Raw genomic sequence first — 17,561 nt, forward strand, 5'->3', positions numbered from 1 at the left:
CGGTTAGGGACCTCCACTCAGCGTGTAGTCTGCATCACGGTTTCCATCGGCGTACTGCTGGACGAGCATGGCGTCCACGGCGTTCACCTGACCGTCGCCGTTGACATCGCCGTAGTCGGCGCTGTTGTCGTTGGAGACGTTTTCGGCAATCGTGGATGCGTCGCTCGCGTCGACATCGCTGTCGAGGTCAGCGTTTCCGAGTTCGTAACCCTCGAATTCGACGGTGACCTGCGTCGCCGCGCCGGTCTGGTTGAGGCGCACGCGCTTGTCGCCGTCGAGTTCGCTCTGGGAGATGATGTTCGCACCACTGCTCGCGTCGCCAACGCCGCGAAGCGGCTTGTCGGGTGCCGAGATGTCGAACACCGTCGTCCCGCTGGACTTCGAGAACGTGAACGTTACCGTCGCGTTGACGGGCGTCGTTGCGTTCCCGTCCGTCTCGGACGTGGAGTTACCGACGTGCGACGGTGCATTGCCGGTGTACGCGACTTCCTGGATGTCGTTTGTCCCTTCGACGAAGGTCACAGACTGCGTCTCCGAGATGCCGACCCCGACTTCGAATTCGGGGGCGTTCGGGAAGTTCGCAGTGACCGTGTGCGTGCCTTCGAGCACCGTCTCGCTGACCGAGTCGGCGCCTTTGTCCGCGCTGTCGATAACGACCGCGGCGCTACTGTTGCCTTGGATGTTCGCATCGACCGTCCCGACACCACTCACGTCGAGGGTCGTGGTGACGCGTTCGTTGTTCTGCGTGTTGTACAGCGGGCGAACGTCAGCGGTCAGCGAGGTCGAACCGGCCGAAGAGAGCGTCACGTTGAAGTGGTACGTGCGGCTCTCGCCTGCCGGGACGACTTCGCCGTTGATGACGATGGCGTCGCCCGTCGTGAACGTACTGTCGCTGACCTGCGCGTCGCGTACGTCACTCGTGTTGTTCACGTAGACTGCGTCTTCCGCCCCGCTTGCGAGCGAGAACGGACTGCTAATCGGAACCTCCACGACCGGGTTGAGGAGGTCCGTACTCTCGTTGTTGGTAACCGTTACTGCTATCGTCTGGTTGCCGTCCGTACTGAGGTCGTCCGGAGCGTCGATGGAGACCGCGAACGGAGCGTGATCGTTGGCAGCCGCGATTCCGGGGCCGACACCGAACGCTATCGATGCCACCACCACGAGTGCGGCCACCGTCGTTGAGATTTTTGCTGTCATCGTTCCACCTTAGTTGGAGTCCTCGTACTCCTGCTCGTTGACGAGCTGTTCGGACTCAGCACCGATGACGACGAGCGAGTCGTTCGCCGTCGTCAGCGTGATGGTGCCGTTCTCACGGAGCGAGACGAGCTCGTCCGTGGTGAACGTCACCTCGGCAGTCGGCGAGGAGCTGTTGACAGTGACCGGCCGGCTGGTCGAGCTGTTGATTTCGATGGTCACCGTCTGCGCGCCGGAGCCACGCTGGTCCGCCGTGGTGAGTGCATCGATGGCGACACCCGTCGCGCGGGTGTTACCGAACGAACCGCCTTCCTGGTAGATGCCGACGAGGTAGTTGACACCCGTGGAGACGGTCGTGTTGTTCGACGCCGTGTAGCCTTCCGCGGCGTTGAGCGCCAGGATGACGTTACCCGTCGAACGGGCCTTCTCGCCGACGTTGTTCCAGTACGGCGAACTCCAGTAGCCCTTCCAGGAGCCGTCGCCGTTCTGGTTGTCAGCGAGCCACTGGACACCGCTGTCGATGGCGGCACTGACGTTCGTGCTCGTCTGGTTGTTCACTTCGGCGCGCTGGCTCTCGTTGAGCGACGCGAGGGCGCGAACTGCGAAGGCAGTCTGCTGGACCTCGCGGCCAGTCGCATCGTAGTACGACTGGCTGGTGCCGGTGCTCCAGTTACCGGCAGCGTTCTGCTCGTCGATGAGGTAGACCGCCGCATCGACGGAGAAGTTGTCGGCGGCAGCCGTGGCGCTCGCGTTGAGGTCGTCCTCAGCGCGGTCGACTGCGACTGCGGTGTACGCAGTCGCGGAGACGCGGTCGCGGAGGAAGTACCCGCTCGGGCGGATGCTTCCAGCGTTCGCGCCGGATTCCTGCTGCTTGTCAGCCAGCCAGAGCACTGCGCCGCTCTGGGAGATGTTCTTCAGGCTGTTGTTGACCGACGTGCGGTTGCTCTGCACCGTGTCGTCAGAGACGGCACTCGAGCCCTGCAGGGCGTAGATGGTGTAGAACAGGTCACCGTTCGGGTTGTAGCCGAACATGCTCCATGCACCGTTGTCGTGCTGCGAGATGTTGGCGTAGAAGCCGGGCGTCGGCTCGTCGGCGAGCTTGCTGATACCCTGGCTGACGGTGGTGTTCGCACGGTCGCGGTCGTAGCTGTCCGGAATCGCACCGTCGCGGTAGTACTGGTCGGTACGGAGCGCGGACATCATCTGGGTCGTCGTCTGTTCGACGCACCCGTACGGGTACCAGAACAGGTATTCGAGACCACGCAGCGTCCGGCCGTCCGCGCCAGCCTGCACGTTGACGGTGAGGTTGTGTTCGTAGGTCGTCGCGTCCGAGACGTTGAGCGCGAGCGTTTCGGTCGTGCTCGTGTTCAGCGTCGTGGAGTTCGTCACTCTGTGCATGACCTTCGGGAGCGTGACGTTCGTCGTCGCCGACGCCGTGTCGCTCTCGCCGAAGGCTTCGACCGAGACATTCAGCTGTGCGTTGTCGATGTCTTCGGTCGTGTTCGCGCGGACCTTCCACGCGGTGACGCCGCCCGTTGCGGTCGTCTGGACTTCGTGCGTTGCCGTCTCACCGTCGGCGAGCTCGAGGCCAGTCGGCAGGTCGAGCGTCGCGTTGGTGGTCGACGGGTGGTTCGTCTCGAAGCCTGCGAGGACGGTGAACGTGGTGTTGTTCTCCACTCGCGGGGGCACAGAGACGTTCTCGTCGGTGAGGTTCAGTTCGAACGCCTTGACGGTGACATTCTTCGTGCTCTCGTTGTTCGAGAACGGAATGCCGTCGGAGACGTTCGCGGTGACGGTCTTGTCACCGCTCGTACTGAACGTGTGGGTGAGCGTCGTCGCATTCGCCTCGGTGGCGTTGAGCTGCGAGATGGTGACGTTCTCCGTGGTACCGTCACCGTAGTCGACGGTCACGTTGAACTCGCCAGTCGCTGCCGTTCCGTTGTTCTCCGTGTAGACGACGTAGGTTGCCTGCTGACTCTGGAGCGCGGTGCTCTGTCCTTCGATGCGGACTGCCGGGTCAGCGTAGACGACGCGCGTCGAGTTGACGGCGCGGTTGTTCGTCTCGTCGGTCTCGACGATGTCGTCTGCGGGGTCGACCGTCGCGGTCACCTTCGCGTTCCCGTCAGCGAGGTCGCCGAGGAGGTTGTCCGCGGCGAAGTCGGTGAGGTCGAAGGTGAGCGTGGTCGAGTTGTTCGCTTCGTTCCGGGCTTCGATGGTGCCCGTGTGCTTCGTGAAGGTCTTGGCCGGACCCGAGGCGGGGTCGACCGTCAGGTTGACCGTCGAGTTGGAGACGTTGACCAGACCGTCGTTCGAGACGGTGACGTTCGCGGTGACGCCGTCGCCGAACGTCTGCTTCTGGTCGACATCGAGGCTGGGCGAGAGGTCCGCAGCCTCGGCGAGCGTGAACGTGACGTTGTCGCCCGTCGTGTCGACGGTGAGGTTCTTCGTGTACGTGCGGTTCGCGAACTTGCTGCTGTTCTCCGGCGGCTTGACGCGAACCATCACGTCGCCGCTGAGTTCGATACCGGTCTTGCCGTCTTCACCGACCGGGAAGAGTCCGTTCGCGCTCGAGTTGAACGCGACACCGGACCGCACGCCGTCGTTCTTGTGCAGCACGGCAATCGAGGCGTTCTCGACCGGGTTACCGTCCTGGTCGACGACGGTGATGTTCAGCACGCCAGCGTCCGGGAGGTTGGTCGTGCCGAGGTCGAGGATGCTATCGCTTCCGTTGATGTCCGCCAGCGTGTAGATGTCCGGCGAGCCGTCGCGGGCGAAGTTTGCGCCGTCCATACCGGACGGGTCACCCTGGACGTAGCCAACGGTCTGGTTGGTGTCGCTCAGGATGGGAGCGAGGTACCGGCCCTGGTCGTCGGTGAAGGTCTGTCCGACGAACCACGATTGGTTGGTCTCGCTCGCGTCCCGGTTGAGGACCCAGACCTGGTCGTCGACGGCAGCGTCGCCGTCGGCTTCCACGACGGTACCCTTGGCGAGCGGGCCACCGGTGATGTTCGCGCTAACGTTGTTGTTCTCTTCGATCGGTTCGGTGAACTCGTCGTCCGGGTCGGCAACCACACGAACCGTGTAGTTGCGCGCCTCGGTCCGCGAGAGCGTCGTGTTGAGGTCAACGGAGTCGCCAGCGTTGAGGGTGACAGTCTTGTTCACGAGGTCGGTCCACGTGCTGCTGCCTTCCGCCTGCGCTTGGACGACGACGCGGACACCTGACGTCACGTCGAGGTTTCCGCTGTTCGAGACCGTCGCGTTGACCGGGATGGTACCTTTCTCGACTTCGGTCGGCACGGTGAGGCTCGACGAGAAGTCGGCCGCGTCGCCGACGAAGATCATCGTCGGTGCTTCGTCGTTGACCGTGACGTTGTGCGTGCCGTCAGTGTCGAACGTGAGGCTGAACTGCTCGGTGTGCGTGTCGTTGGCGGGCACTGTGACCGTCTTGGAGTCGACGACCTGCCCGTCCTTCTTCAGGTCGAGTGCGAACTGCCCGTCGAAGGTACCGTAGTTCCGAACGGTCGCGTTGACCGTCAGCGTCTCGTTGGCACCGATTGCCGTCGAGGAGACGCCGTAATCGACGAGTTCCATCTCTGGCTTGATAACCCAGAGGTCGATGCTGGTCGAGACGAACGCCGTCCCGTTTTCAGGCTCCTTGGTCACTTTGGCCGTGCCGGATTCGAGCGGCGTGAACGTCACTTGACCGTTCGCGTCCGTCGTGAACGTCTGGCCGTTGTAGGTGACGTTTGCACCCGACACGCGCTCTTCCGTGTCCGCGCGCGTGACGTTCAGCGTGACGCTGTCGCCCTGCTGAATTTCGACGGCGCTCGCGTTGACGTTCAGTGGGACGCCTTCCGTGAGGTTCACCGAATCCGTCGCGGTCAGCGTCTCCGTGCCGTTCTGTGCGGTGGCGAAGTGGATAATCGAATACTCGCCCGCAGAGAAGTTCTCGGACGTCCGGAGGGTGACCGTCTCGGTCGGGCCACCAACCGTGCTGTTGACCGACGCGTATATCGTCGTGTTGTCCGTCGCGGTGACGTTCGTCGAATTACCGCTCAGGCGGTCGAGCAGCGAAATCAGGTTCGTGTTCCCGTTGTACCGGCTCGGTGGGAGTTCGTTTCCGAGGAAGTTCGCATCCTCGTGGATGTCGGTTGCTCCCTCGACGTTCTCGATGGTCGAGTTGATTTCACTGATGTTCGACCCATCGAGCGTGATGGTCTGTTCTTGGTTGGCCAGCGTGTCCTCGTCGAGGAGGACGACCGTGTGCGTGACCGTATCGCTGCTGAGGTTCGACGCGTCGGCGGTGACCGAAACGTTGTTTCCAATTGCAGCGACGTCAGGCGAACTCACCTGCGAGCTCCCCTGCTGCACGACGAAGTAGTCGAACCCGACAACGGTCACGTTGCTTTCGGCGGTCAGGTTTCCGTTCCCGGCGGGCGCGAGACCGGTCTCGCTACTGTTTTCGACGAGAACCGTCGCAAAGACGTACTGACCGGACTTCTGGGGCGTGAACTGGAAGTAGTTCTCACCGGACTCACCGGTCGTATTCTCGACAATCCGGGACGACGTGTCGTTGCTCGACGTAATGAACGCGGCAACGTCTTCGATGGACCCGGGCTGTTTGGCCCCTTTCTTCATGTGGACTGCGACCGTCTGGACCTTCTCACCCGAGATGACATCGGGCTTGCCGACGGGGCTCCCGTCGAACTTGGTCGTTACTGGAGTCCCTTGCTCGAACGCGTAGAACTCGTTTTTCTTGAGTTGGGTCGCAACATCTCCGGCATCGAGGTACGTTGTCGTACTTTTTATCGTCGTACTCGGACTTTGAACGGCATCATAGCCGCTTCCGTCCTCCCCTTGGGTGAACTCCCAGGGCGTGATATGCGCCCTGAGAGGACGAATCCCGTATTGCCAGATCGAGATGTTATCTGTACTATTGATTTTTAGGTCATCACTGACAGCGGCCGTTGTCCCCTCCATGAGGGAGACACCTCCGCTGTCGAGTGAGGCCGATGCATCTTGTGAGGCGAGGGTGCTCGCGCTAACGGGCCCTACCACCATCGATAGGACCACAACCCCCGTCAGAACCAAACTTAAAAGTTTAGTCCTGTTGCTGGTCGTAGGCCTCATGGTACATGCAACTGATACAAGCGTTAAAATACTTATGTATTTACAATAGATTACTACAGCGAAAATTAAACGATAAAGAAGGTCATGAACAGAGAACTTTCTACCTCTCTATCGGGTTTGGTATCTGCCAGCGGTAGTTCGGTTGATGCAGACGATGAACTTGAAGCTATTGTTGCCTACGAATTCTCACAGTCCCCGTTCCACAAACTAATTTTGATTGGCGATTCATACACCCACTAGAGAAATGCGACGACGCCACTTCCTCGCCGCAGTCGGGAGTACCTCGCTTGCCCTCCTCGGAGGATGTTCACAATCTGATACGAACGGGGGTGGTGAGACAACCTCTCAAACCCAGACCACCGCGACACCGACACCGTCTCCTTTCATCAAGCGAGGCAAGGAGTTTCGGTCCTTCCTCGCAGACAAGGAGATTACCGTCGTCGAAATCACCGCGTTCCCCGCCGAACGGCGGGTTGACTTGCGATACATCTCGACGAAGGATAGCTATCAGGCCGTTGGCGGTGAAGTCGGTTCCATCGCCGGTGGATTCTTCAGACACATCGGAGACGGCTGGTCGGCAAAGCGCCTCGATGCCACAGTCCTCGAAGACCAAGACACCAAGTTCGGAACGTGGTACGCGAAGGCCGAGTGGTTCGAGCAGTTCCAAAACGGGGACCTCTCTGCGAACGAACTCTCGCTCAAAGTCCTCAACACCCTCGAAGCGTCCGACGAGTGACTCCAGTCTACGTCGGACGGCAGGGTGACGCCCCACCTGCGTCGGACGGCGGTTCGACACACCCGCCTGCGTCGGACGACAGTTTGAACATCGACCCACGCACAGAGACCATCATGGTAACGTCACGCCGACATCGCTTCGTCCACGCCCAAGTCGGAGTGATGCTCGCTGCGGCATTCTTTCTGTCTCTCTTGGGGTCGCTCGAACTCGAGTTGTTCTTCGTCCTTTCCCTAATTGGCTTTCTCGTCAACGTCGAACTCACCGCACCGTTTCACGTCACGCCGCGGTGGCGACGCCGACTTCGGTGGGTCATCCTCCTCGGGTTGATTGGCTTCGCCTACATCGTCGTCCAGCGCATCTTGGAGATTCTTCCCCCGGGAGTGTTCTAATCGATGGCGACCACTGACCGATACGTTCGCTTGCTCGTTGGCGGACTGGCGGTGCTCCTCGTCGGGACGCTCGTCGTCGCGGGGTCGACGTCCGCGGTTTCGTTCAGCGCCTACAACGCTGCCTGGGACGGTGCAACCGACCTTCAGGACATCGCGGAGACGACAGAGGTGGACTTTTCGACGACGACCGAGGTGTCGCGATACGCCAACGAAACCGATGCACTCGTGATTATCCTTTCCCCCGATACGGCCTATTCTGCTGCCGAACAGGAACAGATACGACGGTTCCTCGCTGCCGGGGGGACGGTCGTCGTCGCCGAAGATTTCAACCCTCACACGAACGACCTCCTCGCTGGCGTGGGGTCCTCGTCGCGAATCGACGGCCGACTGCTCCGTGACGAAACCGAGTACTACCGAAGTCCGAACATCTCCGTTGCGACGAAGGTGGAAAATCGCTCGGTTCTCTCCGGCGTCGAGCGACTCACGCTTAACCACGGGACGGCCGTCCGCAGCGGGAACGCAACGGTCCTCGCCCGGAGTTCGGAGTACGCGTATCTCGATAGCGACCGGGATTACGCGCTCGACACCGACGAAACGCTCCGGGCCCGTCCCGTCGTGACGCGCGAGGAAATCGGGAACGGGACGCTCGTCGTCGTGAGCGACCCCTCGATATTCATCAACGCCATGGCGGACCGCCCGGGGAACCGTCACTTCGCGCGGAACCTCTTCGACTCGCACTCGCAGGTCTTTCTCGACTACAGCCATACGAGTAGTGTGCCACCGCTCGTGTCGGCGCTGCTGTGGCTTCGCACGACTGTCGTTGCACAACTGCTCGTCGGCCTCGTCGGTCTCGTCGGGATTCGAGTGGCGACACACCACCGAGACGCGATTGACGACCTGTTGACGTCCGCGCCCCGAGACGGGAGCGAGGTTGACGACCAAGCGCTCACCCGGTACGTACATGGTCGCAACCCCGAATGGAACCAGTCTCGACTTCGAAAATTGATGGCAGGAGTTATGAACGACGGACCGAAAGAAGAGGACAATGACTGACCCCGCCCAGCTGTACTCTGAGATTCAATCAGAGGCAAGCAAGGTTCTCATTGGGCAGGAAGAGCCAATCCGCCGGCTTACCGTGTCGCTTCTCACACGGAGCCACGTGTTGCTCGAAGGTGTTCCGGGCGTCGCAAAGACGACGCTCGCGAACGTGTTTGCTCGGACCTCCGGACTCCACTCTCGTCGAATTCAGATGACGCCCGACCTGCTCCCTGCGGACGTGACTGGGACCAGAATTTACCGCGAGGATGCCGGGGAGTTCGAACTCGAACGCGGTCCTATCTTCTCGAATCTCGTCATCGCCGACGAAATCAACCGGGCGACGCCGAAGACCCAGAGCGCGCTGTTGGAGGCGATGCAAGAAACACAGGTGACTATCGAAGGCGAGACGCTCAGTCTCCCGTCTCCGTTCATGGTCATCGCCACGCAGAACCCCATCGAGATGGAAGGGACGTTCGGCCTTCCGGAAGCACAGCGTGACCGGTTCCAGTTCAAAATCACCGTCGACCTTCCGGAACGTGACGACGAGGCCCAAATCCTCGACCGGTTCAATTACGAACCGAAACTCGGCCCCGAAGACATCGACACCGTCGTCACGCCAAACGACATCCTCGCCGCGCGTGAAGCCGTCTCGGATGTCCACGTCTCCCCTGCAGTCCGCGATTACATCTTGGACATCATCGACGAAACCCGCGACAGCCCGGATGTCGAGTACGGCGTCTCCACCCGTGGTGCGCTGGCACTCCAGCAGGCGTCGAAGGCACAGGCCGCAATCAACGGCCGCCACTACGTCATTCCGGACGACGTGAAGGAACTTGCTGTCCCCGCATTAGCCCACCGTCTCGTGCTGGGAACGGACGCAGAAATCGGCGGTATCTCGACCGAAACCGTCGTCGAAGACCTCGTTTCGACCATCTCACCACCGAGCACCGCCGACCTCCAGCAACCGTCGGCCGCAGTCGGTGACGGTGGTCAGACGACCGACGAGTAACGATTGACCAGACGACGGACGAACAGCGGTTGGCCAACGACCGACAAGTAACCGAACAGGCTGGTACTCGTATCGACGTTAGCTGTCTTCTTCTACCCGGAACGTGACGACGAACTCGTCACCGTCCGGTATGACCGACTCTAGCACCGCTGGCGTGCCGAGCGTGTCGGCCAGCCCGATTCCGAGAAACGAGACAATCGGGTGGTCGAACGTCGTTGGTCGCCCGTAGGAGGTGTCGGTGACGCGAACCGTGATGCGGCCGTCGTCGCCGTCGACCTCCGTCCGTGCAGCTTCGGCGAGTTCGAACTGTTCGACGACCCCGTCAGCCAACCGGCGAGCGAGTTCTCCGGGGTCCGTCTGTAGCTCTCCCGTGACCGACTGCGAGAACTCCCGGTAGAGTTGCGTTGCGGCGGGTGTGATTCCGACACCTCGACGCGTCGCGTCGTCAGGAGAGACGAACAGCGCACGCAACGCATCCGCGTCAGGGTGGTCCCACTGGGTCGACTGCGGGACGAACAACCGAACGCCAGCGGTGCTCGGGTCCGGGTTCGAAAGCGGCGTGTAGACGGAGATATCCTGGAGTCCGAGTTCGGACTGCAATTGTTCACCGAGCGTCGCGTACGCGCTGTACGTCGCTTCGCCGACCGACGCGGGGACGAGTTGGTCCGGTGTGAGATAGAACAAGAGCACACCGGCGAACCCGCCGGTCCCCGCGAGGACGATGAGTACCGTCCGAACGGACGGAAACACCACCGACCCGAGGAGAGAGAGCGCACCGAGCGCCAGCAGTGCGACCGCGGATTTCCGATACGTGGCCTGCCGGGCGCGGAGATACTCGGTCCGGAGCCGCTGGTTTTCTTCGCGAAGGTATTCGACTTCGCCTCGAAGTTCTGCTGCGTCGCTGTCGGCGCGTTCCCCACTGCCGTCGGCGTCTCGACCCAGTGAGTCGTTCGTACTCATACGTCCACTGCCTCCACGAGACCCATGGTAACTCGCTGATAGCGGTGCATGGCATATATACCGCCCGCACTGAGAAGACAGACCACACTCGCAAGCTGCCAGTGGTCGAGCGATGTCGTCACCGCCCCCCAGATAACGACGAGACTGCCGAGCACCACGACGATGGCCGGGCCAATCGCTGTGCGGACCGTTTGGAATGGCTGTGTGTCGCTGACGAGGAGTATGGCGAGACCAGTTTCCGCGAGGAGCCACACCGGAGAAAGCGGGTGCGACGTTTGAACTGCGATACCAAGTTGGCCGAGGGCGAACACGTAGACCGACGGGATGCGGAACCACAGGAGTCCGAGTGCAACCGCAATCGCAACTCCGAGCACTCCGGTTTCGAGATATCCGGCGATGCCAACCAGTGTCGCGGCGAGTCCAGCGAGTGCTGTGGCCGCGGTCCCTCGCTCCTGTGTGGTAACTCGTGTATCCATGCTGTGTTATCGGGTAGACGCTGTTGGGTCGGTGTGCTGTTGTCGGTTCAGTATCGCTGCGAGCCTGTCGGCTGGCCCGACTTCGAACGCGGAGACCCCTTCGAACGTACTGAGTTGCGTTCTAAATCGCTCGAAGTCCTGGTACTCCCGGTAGGCCGCTTCGAGATTACCGAACGCGTCCTGGTCGAACAGAATCCGTGGCGTGATGAAGACCAGCACGTGGCTGTCGTCTTTGCGGGCGACTTTGACTGCTTCGTAGAGTTCGCCGCGGTTGGTGTCGTCGGTGAAGATGAGCGTCTGCACCGACCCCTGAACTCTCGACAGGTGTCGTTTGACGGCTGAAAACAGGGGTTTGTCGCTGAATCGCTCGACGTATCGGTCGGTCGCCCTGAAGTAGGGATACAGCGTCTCACTGTACTGCGACGAGTCGGAGACGATTGCTGTCGCAAAGTGACGCGTGTGTGTGGGCTGTGTCCGGTCCGCCACGGAGTCGTTGCCTGTCGTCGCGTCAGCTGCGGAGCCGGAGCCTGTCGTCGTGTCACCCACAGCGTCGCCGCCCGCCGACGCAGAGAGGTTGTGAAGCCTTTGGCGAAGTCGCCGATACTGCTCGTCGCTCGCTCGTGGTCGGACCACGTGGGTACTTCCGTGGTCGGAAACCGAATACAGGCCGACCGGGTCATCCAGTTCTGCCGCGCTATTGAGGAAGGCAAGCGAGACTTCGCGGAGGTAATCCAGTGCCGAGCCATCGACGCCCGACAGCCGAGTCGACGCGCGATGGTCGACGACCAGGGCCGTCTGTTGCGCAGTCGGTACCTGATAGTCGCGGATGTGCGGTTGGTTCAGCCGAGCGGTGGCCTTCCAGTCGATGCGACTGATGTCGTCTCCGTGGACGTACTGTCGGATTTCGGCCGGTTCGATACCCGACCCTCGCTGGTCGGAGGTGTGTTCTCCGTAGCCGGTCGAGATTCGCTGGCCGCCTTCTCCCACGTGGACGCGGCGGGGCGCTCGCGGTTCGACGGTGACGGTCGTGGCGTCCCCGACCGAGAGCGACTCTTCGAACAGTCCGTCGGCCGAACGGAGTGTCACTTCCGGGCGGTCGAATCGCCCGACTCCGGCCGTCGGAATCGCCACGCGGTACGAGGTCGTCGCGTCGGTGTCACCGGCGGACAACTGCACTGACGACGACCCCGACTCGGTCGTCGCGGCGAGCGGCGGAGAGGAGCGGACGGAGATGTCGACGCCGGATGGAACCTGTGGAATCGAGGCGGAAAGCGTCACGAGAAACGGTTCGTCGGTGATGACGCGCGTCCGCGACGCAGTCTGTGTAACCGAGAGTGCTTCCGAACCCTTGCGAAGGTGTGTGGTGAACAGATACTGGCGAACGAGGAGCCACACGGCGAGAATCCCCGCCGCACCGGCGAGAAACGGTCGCTGAAGTACGACCGCGAGAACACAGAGGAATCCACCGACCCCTGCGACTTCCCAGAACCGCCTCGTGACCCGCATGTCTCTACAGACTTGGTAGACGACTTAAAATGTTGGGCGATAGAGTTTCGCACACTGAACACGGATTCGACAGAAGATGTTTTATGAACCCGTCAGATACACTGCGTACGTGAATTCGAGTCGGGTACTCACCTGGGTGCTGGTCTGTCTCGTCGTCTGTTCGGCGGTAGCCCCCGGCGTCGCAGCGAGCGCTCACGCAGACCGGACGCTCGACGTTTCGCGTGTCCACGACGCGCCCCTTCAGGTTGAGACGCCCGACGCGCAGAACAATTCGACGACGCAGCACGAGAATCCCGACGAAACCGATGACAGCGGTGACCTGTCGGCCGTCAAGGGATGGCTCTCCGGGCGGATGAGTGAAACGCTCGTGAACTGCGTCAGGGAAAACCGAACGCTCGACCGAGCGGTGTGTTCGCGCCTCAATCGCTCGTATCCCGACTGGGTCTCGAAATACGTCAACGTCACCAGAGAGACGGAGTCGGAACAGGACGACGAGGTGGCGTCGCGGTTCAACGAATCGCGAAAGGAACAACAGCGATTCGTCGAGTCGCTCACCGAGTTTCAGGAGACGAAAGAACAGTACGAGACCGCCCGCGAAAACGGCAACACGACGCGAGCGCGCGAACTCGCACGCGAGTTGTCGAAGCAAGCCGAGACAGTCAACGAATCGGCGACCAATCTCAACGCTGACTTCGGGTGGCTCAGCAACGAGACGTCGGCGAACCTGACTTCGTCGGCGGAGGCTATCTCGGAACTCTCGAACAACACCACCGCCTCGGCCGAACAGATTCGAGAACTCGAATTCGTCGAGACGAGCCTCTCTGTCTCGCTGAATCGCTCCCAGATTGCGTACGACTCGCCCGTCGTCCTCGTCGGGTCGCTCGATGCAGCTGGCGGCGAAACCGTGGCGAACCGCACGGTACGAATCCGTGTGGGGTCGCAGACACACACCGTCTCGACGAACTCGACCGGGGGCTTTTCGCTTCAGTACCGACCGACGCTCGTCTCGAACAACGCCACGACGCTCGATGTCGCGTACATTCCTCGCCCCACGTCGCTGTACGACCGGTCCGACGCGACGGTTCCGGTTTCGATTACACAGACCAACACGACGGTTACGGTGACGACATCGACCGACACCGTGCGGTTCGGCGACCGACTCCGAATCCGCGGGACTGCAACCGCATCGGGGCACGGCGTTGCCGATATCCCGGTGCGGGTGGTGGTCGGCAATCGCGTGCTTCGAACTGAGACCGGCGAAAACGGAACGTTCACGCACGCGACTGACATCCCCGCGTCGCTGTCCACTGGGACCGTCTCGGTTCGGGCGGCGCTCGCCCTCGACGAGCAGGCACTGCGCCGCTCGACGGCCGAATCGACTCTCGTCGTCAACTCCACGCCGACGGTCCTCTCTGTCGACGCCGCTGATGTTTCATCGTCCAATGCGACGGTCCGCGGCCGCTTGACGACCGAAGACGGAGAGGCCGTCCCGAATTCGGTCGTTCGGCTTCAGGTTAACTCGACGACCGTCGGTCGAGTTCGAACGAATGCGACGGGAGCGTTCCGCTCGCAGGTCAACTTGAGTGCAATCGACGCCCGACAGCCGACCGTCGTCGCAGTGTTCGACCCACAGGGAGGCAACCTCGAATCGGCGACAGGGCGTGCGCAACTAACCGTTCCATCGGCGATGGACGGTGGACTCGACGCGCTCACACTCGTCGGTGCCGCGGCGGGTCTCCTCATTCTCGGTCTGGGCGGCGTGTTCGTGGCCCGTGCCTCCGGCGTGCTTCCTCCCGAGATGGTCACGGCACTACTGTCGGCACTGCCCGGTGGAACAGCGTCGCGTCGCGAGGATATCGAGTCGGAGTCCACTGAGGATTCCACAGAGTCGCCCGAGTCGAACCCCGAATCGCCCTCGCAACCGGCGCAGGACGCACAACTCGACGCGCTCGAAGCGCATCTGGAACGGGGTGATGTCGATGCCGCCGTAATCGGTGCCTACGACCTCGTTCGGGAGGACTTCAGGCGTTCGTTCGACCTCGACTCCTCGTTTACCCACTGGGAGTTCCTCGAACACGTTCGACCCCACGTCACAGACGACGAAATGGACGCCGCACGCGAGTTGACCGAGTCGTACGAGACCGCCGCATTCGCACCCGAGGCTGTGTCCGAGAAACGAGGGACGCGGGCCGTCGAGATTGCGACAACGCGAACTGGGGAGACCGACCAATTTTAGTGAACAGTTCACCCAACCAATAGGCGATGACCTCCGATACGGATTGGCGCCTCCTCGTGCCACGCCCAGTTCGGTCGTTCCCCCCGGACTTAGCCGCAGTCGTGGCGCTGGTCGTGTTGACCTGTGGGGCTGTCACAATCCCTGGCGTCCGCGAGACGCCGCTCCGCGTCGTCCTCGGACTCCCGTACGTACTGTTCGTCCCCGGCTATGCGTTCATCGCCGCACTCTTTCCCGAAGCGGGCGCGCTTGTCGACGACGAGGGAAAAGAGACCGTCCGTGACGGTATCGATGGCATCGAACGCGTTGCCCTCTCGTTCGGGACGAGTATTGCAGTCGTTCCACTTCTCGGACTGGTCCTCAACTTCACTCCTTGGGGAATTCGCCTCGTCCCGATTATCGTCTCGATTAGCGGATTCACAGTCCTCGCAGCGGTGATTGCCGCCCGGAGACGCGCCGCAGTTCCCGAAGAACGGCGCTTTACCGTCCCGTACAAGTCGTGGGTTTCGGGTGCACGCGCAGAGCTGTTCGACCCCGACTCGCGCGCCGACGCCGCCTTGAACGTGGTCCTCGTGTTCAGTATCATTCTGGCGGTCGGTGCCGTCGGATACGCGGTTGCCGACCCCGGGCAGGGCGAGTCGTTCTCGGAACTCTATCTGCTCACCGAAAACGAGTCGGGAGAACTCGTGGCCGACGACTACCCAACCGAGTTCACGGCGGGAGAGTCGAGGTCGCTCTATGTCGGCGTCGGCAACCACGAACACCAGACGGTCGATTACACCGTCGTCTCGCAGTTACAACGCGTCGAAGTCGCCAACAATTCGACGACAGTGCTCGAACGAACGGAACTCAACAGGTACTCGCCGACCATCGAGGCCAACTCGACGTGGCGGACCAAGGATACGGTCACGCCCACCATGACGGGTGACCGACTGCGCCTCACGTACTTGCTATACAAGGGCGACGCGCCCACGAAACCGACCGTGGACAACGCCTACCGCGAAGTCCACCTCTGGGTGAACGTGTCCGCACCGGCCGACGGATAGCTGTTTTCTGCGGCGATTCGCTCTTCGGTCATGGCCCACTTGATGTCTGCCGCCTCGCCCCTCGACTGGCACGTCTGCAAGAAGTCGCGGGCGTCCGCCTGTGAAAGCTGATACGTTACCGCACCAGAGAGTGTCGTCGAATTCTGTTCGACACCGCGTTCGACGGCTTCCGCCGACGTATTCGCAGTTGCCCCTGCCTGCGCCGGGACAGATGTCTGTGCGGCCCCTGCAACCGGCGCGAATATCGCGCCCGTGACGAGGAGCGCAACCCAAGCGACCCCACCCCGTCTGTGTAGTGAGTCTCCCTTCATATACTGTGTACTGTCTCCTCATTCGGTCGTAAGACCCGCCACTCTCCGTGTCGGCTGCTCACACAGCCGCGGGGAGATATTCATTACAATCATAATTGTTACAAATCAAATATATCGACGACGGGGTGAAACACTTGTATCAGTGTTATAGTCGGCGCGTTATCCCTGTCCGTGTTCTCCCTCTGCGTGTTGCCGTCGCTGCCGGGTCGACGACGGAAGTTGAACTCGCCGCCACCGTGTCGACAGCGGACCCGGTTCGGTTCACTGCCGGTCCACTGCTTATCACACAGCAAAACGTTACGACAGCGGCCGCAGAGACAAAATCTACCACTACGGTCGAAACGACCCACGAACCAACAGGAACGACCAGTGTCAGAAAAGGAACGACGGCCTCCGTAACGTCTGTCCCCGGATTCACCGCTCTCTCTGTCGTCGTGGCAATCTGTCTCTCCGGCATGGTGTTTACCGCCAGTCGCCGAGACTGAGCGCTGGTTGTTTCTTCACACCCTCATAACAGATTATCACATCTCAAAACTGGACCCCACTTCGAGCGCGGGATTTGCCAATGAATAATATTGTACTAAATATACACAACTGCGGTGAGTGAGATTATAATTTCAAAATACAATTTTAGAATATAATGTCTAAACCTCGGTTTAGAATTCATAATGGAATCTATACCCACTTTATTAATTTTCTAACACGCTCAACAGAAATGGTTGTTTGTGATGAGTGAATAACTACTGGAAATAGATGTCGCCGATTTGTTCTTATCACTTGTATATTTTCATGATTTGCTACTTACCGGAAAAATACTTACAACTGCAAACTGAATTTGGTTTAGATAGACAAGAGATGGGACATAGCACAGACCAAACATCTCGCCGTGGTGGTCGCGGTCCGAAAATCGAGCGACTTGCTGACCGCTATGACCTCACCGGCCTGGGCGACGAACTCGTCGCTGCGTGGTTGGGCGAGGGGCGAGAACAGCGGAGTCTTCGTGAACTCGAAGTATACGTCAACAAGCGCCTCATCCGGGCAGCACTCGACGATGCTGGTGCCCACGTCCTCGATGGCGAAGTTGACAACTTCTATCGACTCTTGACGAGCGACGACGTGACTGCCGGGAGCAGAACCGAGGCACGCAACACGCTCAAAGAGAAGGGAGTCGACATCGACCAATTAGAAGCGGATATCATCTCCTACCAGTCGGTCTACAACTACCTGAAGCGACATCGAAACGTCGAGCGCGACTCGCCCGACGAAGACGACGAGGCGGCCGCGAAGTCGGGACTGGACACGATTCGAAAGCTCCGGTCTCGCCTCCGTGTCGTGACCGCCGACGTTATCGAACGGTTAGCCGATGCGAACGCGGTCTTCATCGGCGCGTTCGAGGTCGATGTCGATATCCGAATCACCTGTACAGACTGCGAAACACGTCTGACGCCGCGAGAACTACTCTCGACCGGGCACTGTGGCTGTGAACGCACAGCCGACGAGTAGCGGCATCATGACGCGACGAACTCACTCAAA

The 17,561-nt window shown here is 60.9% G+C and carries 13 protein-coding genes; 7 read left to right on the plus strand and 6 right to left on the minus strand.

Features of this window, described 5'->3' with window-relative positions; genetic code table 11:
* Positions 1 to 3 precede the first annotated feature (3 nt).
* Both ACH9L7_RS15875 and ACH9L7_RS15880 read right to left on the minus strand, forming a co-directional pair.
* Positions 4 to 1,197 carry a dockerin type I domain-containing protein gene (locus ACH9L7_RS15875; protein WP_396611654.1) on the minus strand — a complete coding sequence of 398 codons (1,194 nt, stop codon included), beginning with the start codon at positions 1,195 to 1,197 and terminating at the stop codon, positions 4 to 6.
* Between the two features lie 9 nt (positions 1,198 to 1,206).
* Positions 1,207 to 6,174: a CARDB domain-containing protein gene (locus ACH9L7_RS15880; RefSeq protein WP_396611655.1), complete on the minus strand. Its 4,968-nt coding sequence runs from the start codon at positions 6,172 to 6,174 to the stop codon at positions 1,207 to 1,209.
* 394 nt (positions 6,175 to 6,568) lie between these two features.
* On the opposite strand from ACH9L7_RS15880, the gene ACH9L7_RS15885 reads away from it, so the two are divergent.
* The 4 genes from ACH9L7_RS15885 to ACH9L7_RS15900 all read left to right on the plus strand — a co-directional run bounded on the left by ACH9L7_RS15885 (position 6,569) and on the right by ACH9L7_RS15900 (position 9,496).
* Entirely contained in the window at positions 6,569 to 7,060 is a 492-nt protein-coding gene (locus tag ACH9L7_RS15885; RefSeq protein WP_396611656.1) for a hypothetical protein, read from the plus strand.
* Positions 7,061 to 7,173: 113 nt separating this feature from the next.
* Positions 7,174 to 7,449 carry a hypothetical protein gene (locus ACH9L7_RS15890; RefSeq protein WP_396611657.1) on the plus strand — a complete coding sequence of 92 codons (276 nt, stop codon included), beginning with the start codon at positions 7,174 to 7,176 and terminating at the stop codon, positions 7,447 to 7,449.
* Positions 7,450 to 7,452: 3 nt separating this feature from the next.
* The gene (locus ACH9L7_RS15895) at positions 7,453 to 8,502 is read left to right on the plus strand and encodes a DUF4350 domain-containing protein (RefSeq protein ID WP_396611658.1); all 1,050 of its coding nucleotides are present in this window, start codon (positions 7,453 to 7,455) and stop codon (positions 8,500 to 8,502) included.
* Positions 8,495 to 9,496 (plus strand): AAA family ATPase, encoded by a 1,002-nt coding sequence (locus tag ACH9L7_RS15900; RefSeq protein ID WP_396611659.1) that lies wholly within the window; start codon positions 8,495 to 8,497, stop codon positions 9,494 to 9,496. The genes ACH9L7_RS15895 and ACH9L7_RS15900 overlap by 8 nt, the downstream gene beginning before the upstream one ends.
* Positions 9,497 to 9,574: 78 nt before the next feature.
* On the opposite strand, the gene ACH9L7_RS15905 is transcribed toward ACH9L7_RS15900, so the two are convergent.
* The 3 genes from ACH9L7_RS15905 to ACH9L7_RS15915 are packed head-to-tail and all read right to left on the minus strand — an operon-like array spanning position 9,575 to position 12,438.
* Positions 9,575 to 10,456 carry a hypothetical protein gene (locus ACH9L7_RS15905; RefSeq protein ID WP_396611660.1) on the minus strand — a complete coding sequence of 294 codons (882 nt, stop codon included), beginning with the start codon at positions 10,454 to 10,456 and terminating at the stop codon, positions 9,575 to 9,577.
* Positions 10,453 to 10,932, minus strand: a complete 480-nt coding sequence (locus tag ACH9L7_RS15910; protein ID WP_396611661.1) for a hypothetical protein — start codon at positions 10,930 to 10,932, stop codon at positions 10,453 to 10,455. Before ACH9L7_RS15910 ends, ACH9L7_RS15905 begins: the two co-directional genes overlap by 4 nt.
* A gap of 6 nt (positions 10,933 to 10,938) precedes the next feature.
* Positions 10,939 to 12,438: a DUF58 domain-containing protein gene (locus ACH9L7_RS15915; RefSeq protein ID WP_396611662.1), complete on the minus strand. Its 1,500-nt coding sequence runs from the start codon at positions 12,436 to 12,438 to the stop codon at positions 10,939 to 10,941.
* A gap of 109 nt (positions 12,439 to 12,547) precedes the next feature.
* Here ACH9L7_RS15915 and ACH9L7_RS15920 point away from each other — a divergent pair, with 109 nt between their 5' ends.
* Both ACH9L7_RS15920 and ACH9L7_RS15925 read left to right on the plus strand, forming a co-directional pair.
* A complete protein-coding gene (locus tag ACH9L7_RS15920; protein WP_396611663.1) occupies positions 12,548 to 14,674 on the plus strand; it encodes a DUF4129 domain-containing protein in 2,127 nt (708 codons plus the stop codon).
* Positions 14,675 to 14,700: 26 nt separating this feature from the next.
* Positions 14,701 to 15,717, plus strand: a complete 1,017-nt coding sequence (locus ACH9L7_RS15925) for a DUF1616 domain-containing protein (protein WP_396611664.1) — start codon at positions 14,701 to 14,703, stop codon at positions 15,715 to 15,717.
* On the opposite strand, the gene ACH9L7_RS15930 is transcribed toward ACH9L7_RS15925, so the two are convergent.
* Entirely contained in the window at positions 15,666 to 16,028 is a 363-nt protein-coding gene (locus ACH9L7_RS15930; protein ID WP_396611665.1) for a hypothetical protein, read from the minus strand. The genes ACH9L7_RS15925 and ACH9L7_RS15930 overlap by 52 nt on opposite strands.
* Positions 16,029 to 16,883: 855 nt before the next feature.
* Between ACH9L7_RS15930 and rdfA the strand changes: the two genes are divergently transcribed.
* Positions 16,884 to 17,531 carry a rod-determining factor RdfA gene (gene rdfA, locus ACH9L7_RS15935; RefSeq protein ID WP_396611666.1) on the plus strand — a complete coding sequence of 216 codons (648 nt, stop codon included), beginning with the start codon at positions 16,884 to 16,886 and terminating at the stop codon, positions 17,529 to 17,531.
* Positions 17,532 to 17,561: the final 30 nt, after the last annotated feature.

The sequence above is a fragment of the Haloferax sp. S1W genome (assembly GCF_044593955.1).
GTDB lineage: Archaea > Halobacteriota > Halobacteria > Halobacteriales > Haloferacaceae > Haloferax.

What these genes read in the sequence shown, in the direction of transcription:
- ACH9L7_RS15875 (WP_396611654.1), bottom strand. Translation starts at nt 1,197, where the DNA reads ATGACAGCAAAAATCTCAACGACGGTGGCCGCACTCGTGGTGGTGGCA.
- ACH9L7_RS15880 (WP_396611655.1), bottom strand. Translation starts at nt 6,174, where the DNA reads ATGGAGGGGACAACGGCCGCTGTCAGTGATGACCTAAAAATCAATAGT.
- ACH9L7_RS15885 (WP_396611656.1), top strand. Translation starts at nt 6,569, where the DNA reads ATGCGACGACGCCACTTCCTCGCCGCAGTCGGGAGTACCTCGCTTGCC.
- ACH9L7_RS15890 (WP_396611657.1), top strand. Translation starts at nt 7,174, where the DNA reads ATGGTAACGTCACGCCGACATCGCTTCGTCCACGCCCAAGTCGGAGTG.
- ACH9L7_RS15895 (WP_396611658.1), top strand. Translation starts at nt 7,453, where the DNA reads ATGGCGACCACTGACCGATACGTTCGCTTGCTCGTTGGCGGACTGGCG.
- ACH9L7_RS15900 (WP_396611659.1), top strand. Translation starts at nt 8,495, where the DNA reads ATGACTGACCCCGCCCAGCTGTACTCTGAGATTCAATCAGAGGCAAGC.
- ACH9L7_RS15905 (WP_396611660.1), bottom strand. Translation starts at nt 10,456, where the DNA reads ATGAGTACGAACGACTCACTGGGTCGAGACGCCGACGGCAGTGGGGAA.
- ACH9L7_RS15910 (WP_396611661.1), bottom strand. Translation starts at nt 10,932, where the DNA reads ATGGATACACGAGTTACCACACAGGAGCGAGGGACCGCGGCCACAGCA.
- ACH9L7_RS15915 (WP_396611662.1), bottom strand. Translation starts at nt 12,438, where the DNA reads ATGCGGGTCACGAGGCGGTTCTGGGAAGTCGCAGGGGTCGGTGGATTC.
- ACH9L7_RS15925 (WP_396611664.1), top strand. Translation starts at nt 14,701, where the DNA reads ATGACCTCCGATACGGATTGGCGCCTCCTCGTGCCACGCCCAGTTCGG.
- ACH9L7_RS15930 (WP_396611665.1), bottom strand. Translation starts at nt 16,028, where the DNA reads ATGAAGGGAGACTCACTACACAGACGGGGTGGGGTCGCTTGGGTTGCG.
- rdfA (WP_396611666.1), top strand. Translation starts at nt 16,884, where the DNA reads ATGGGACATAGCACAGACCAAACATCTCGCCGTGGTGGTCGCGGTCCG.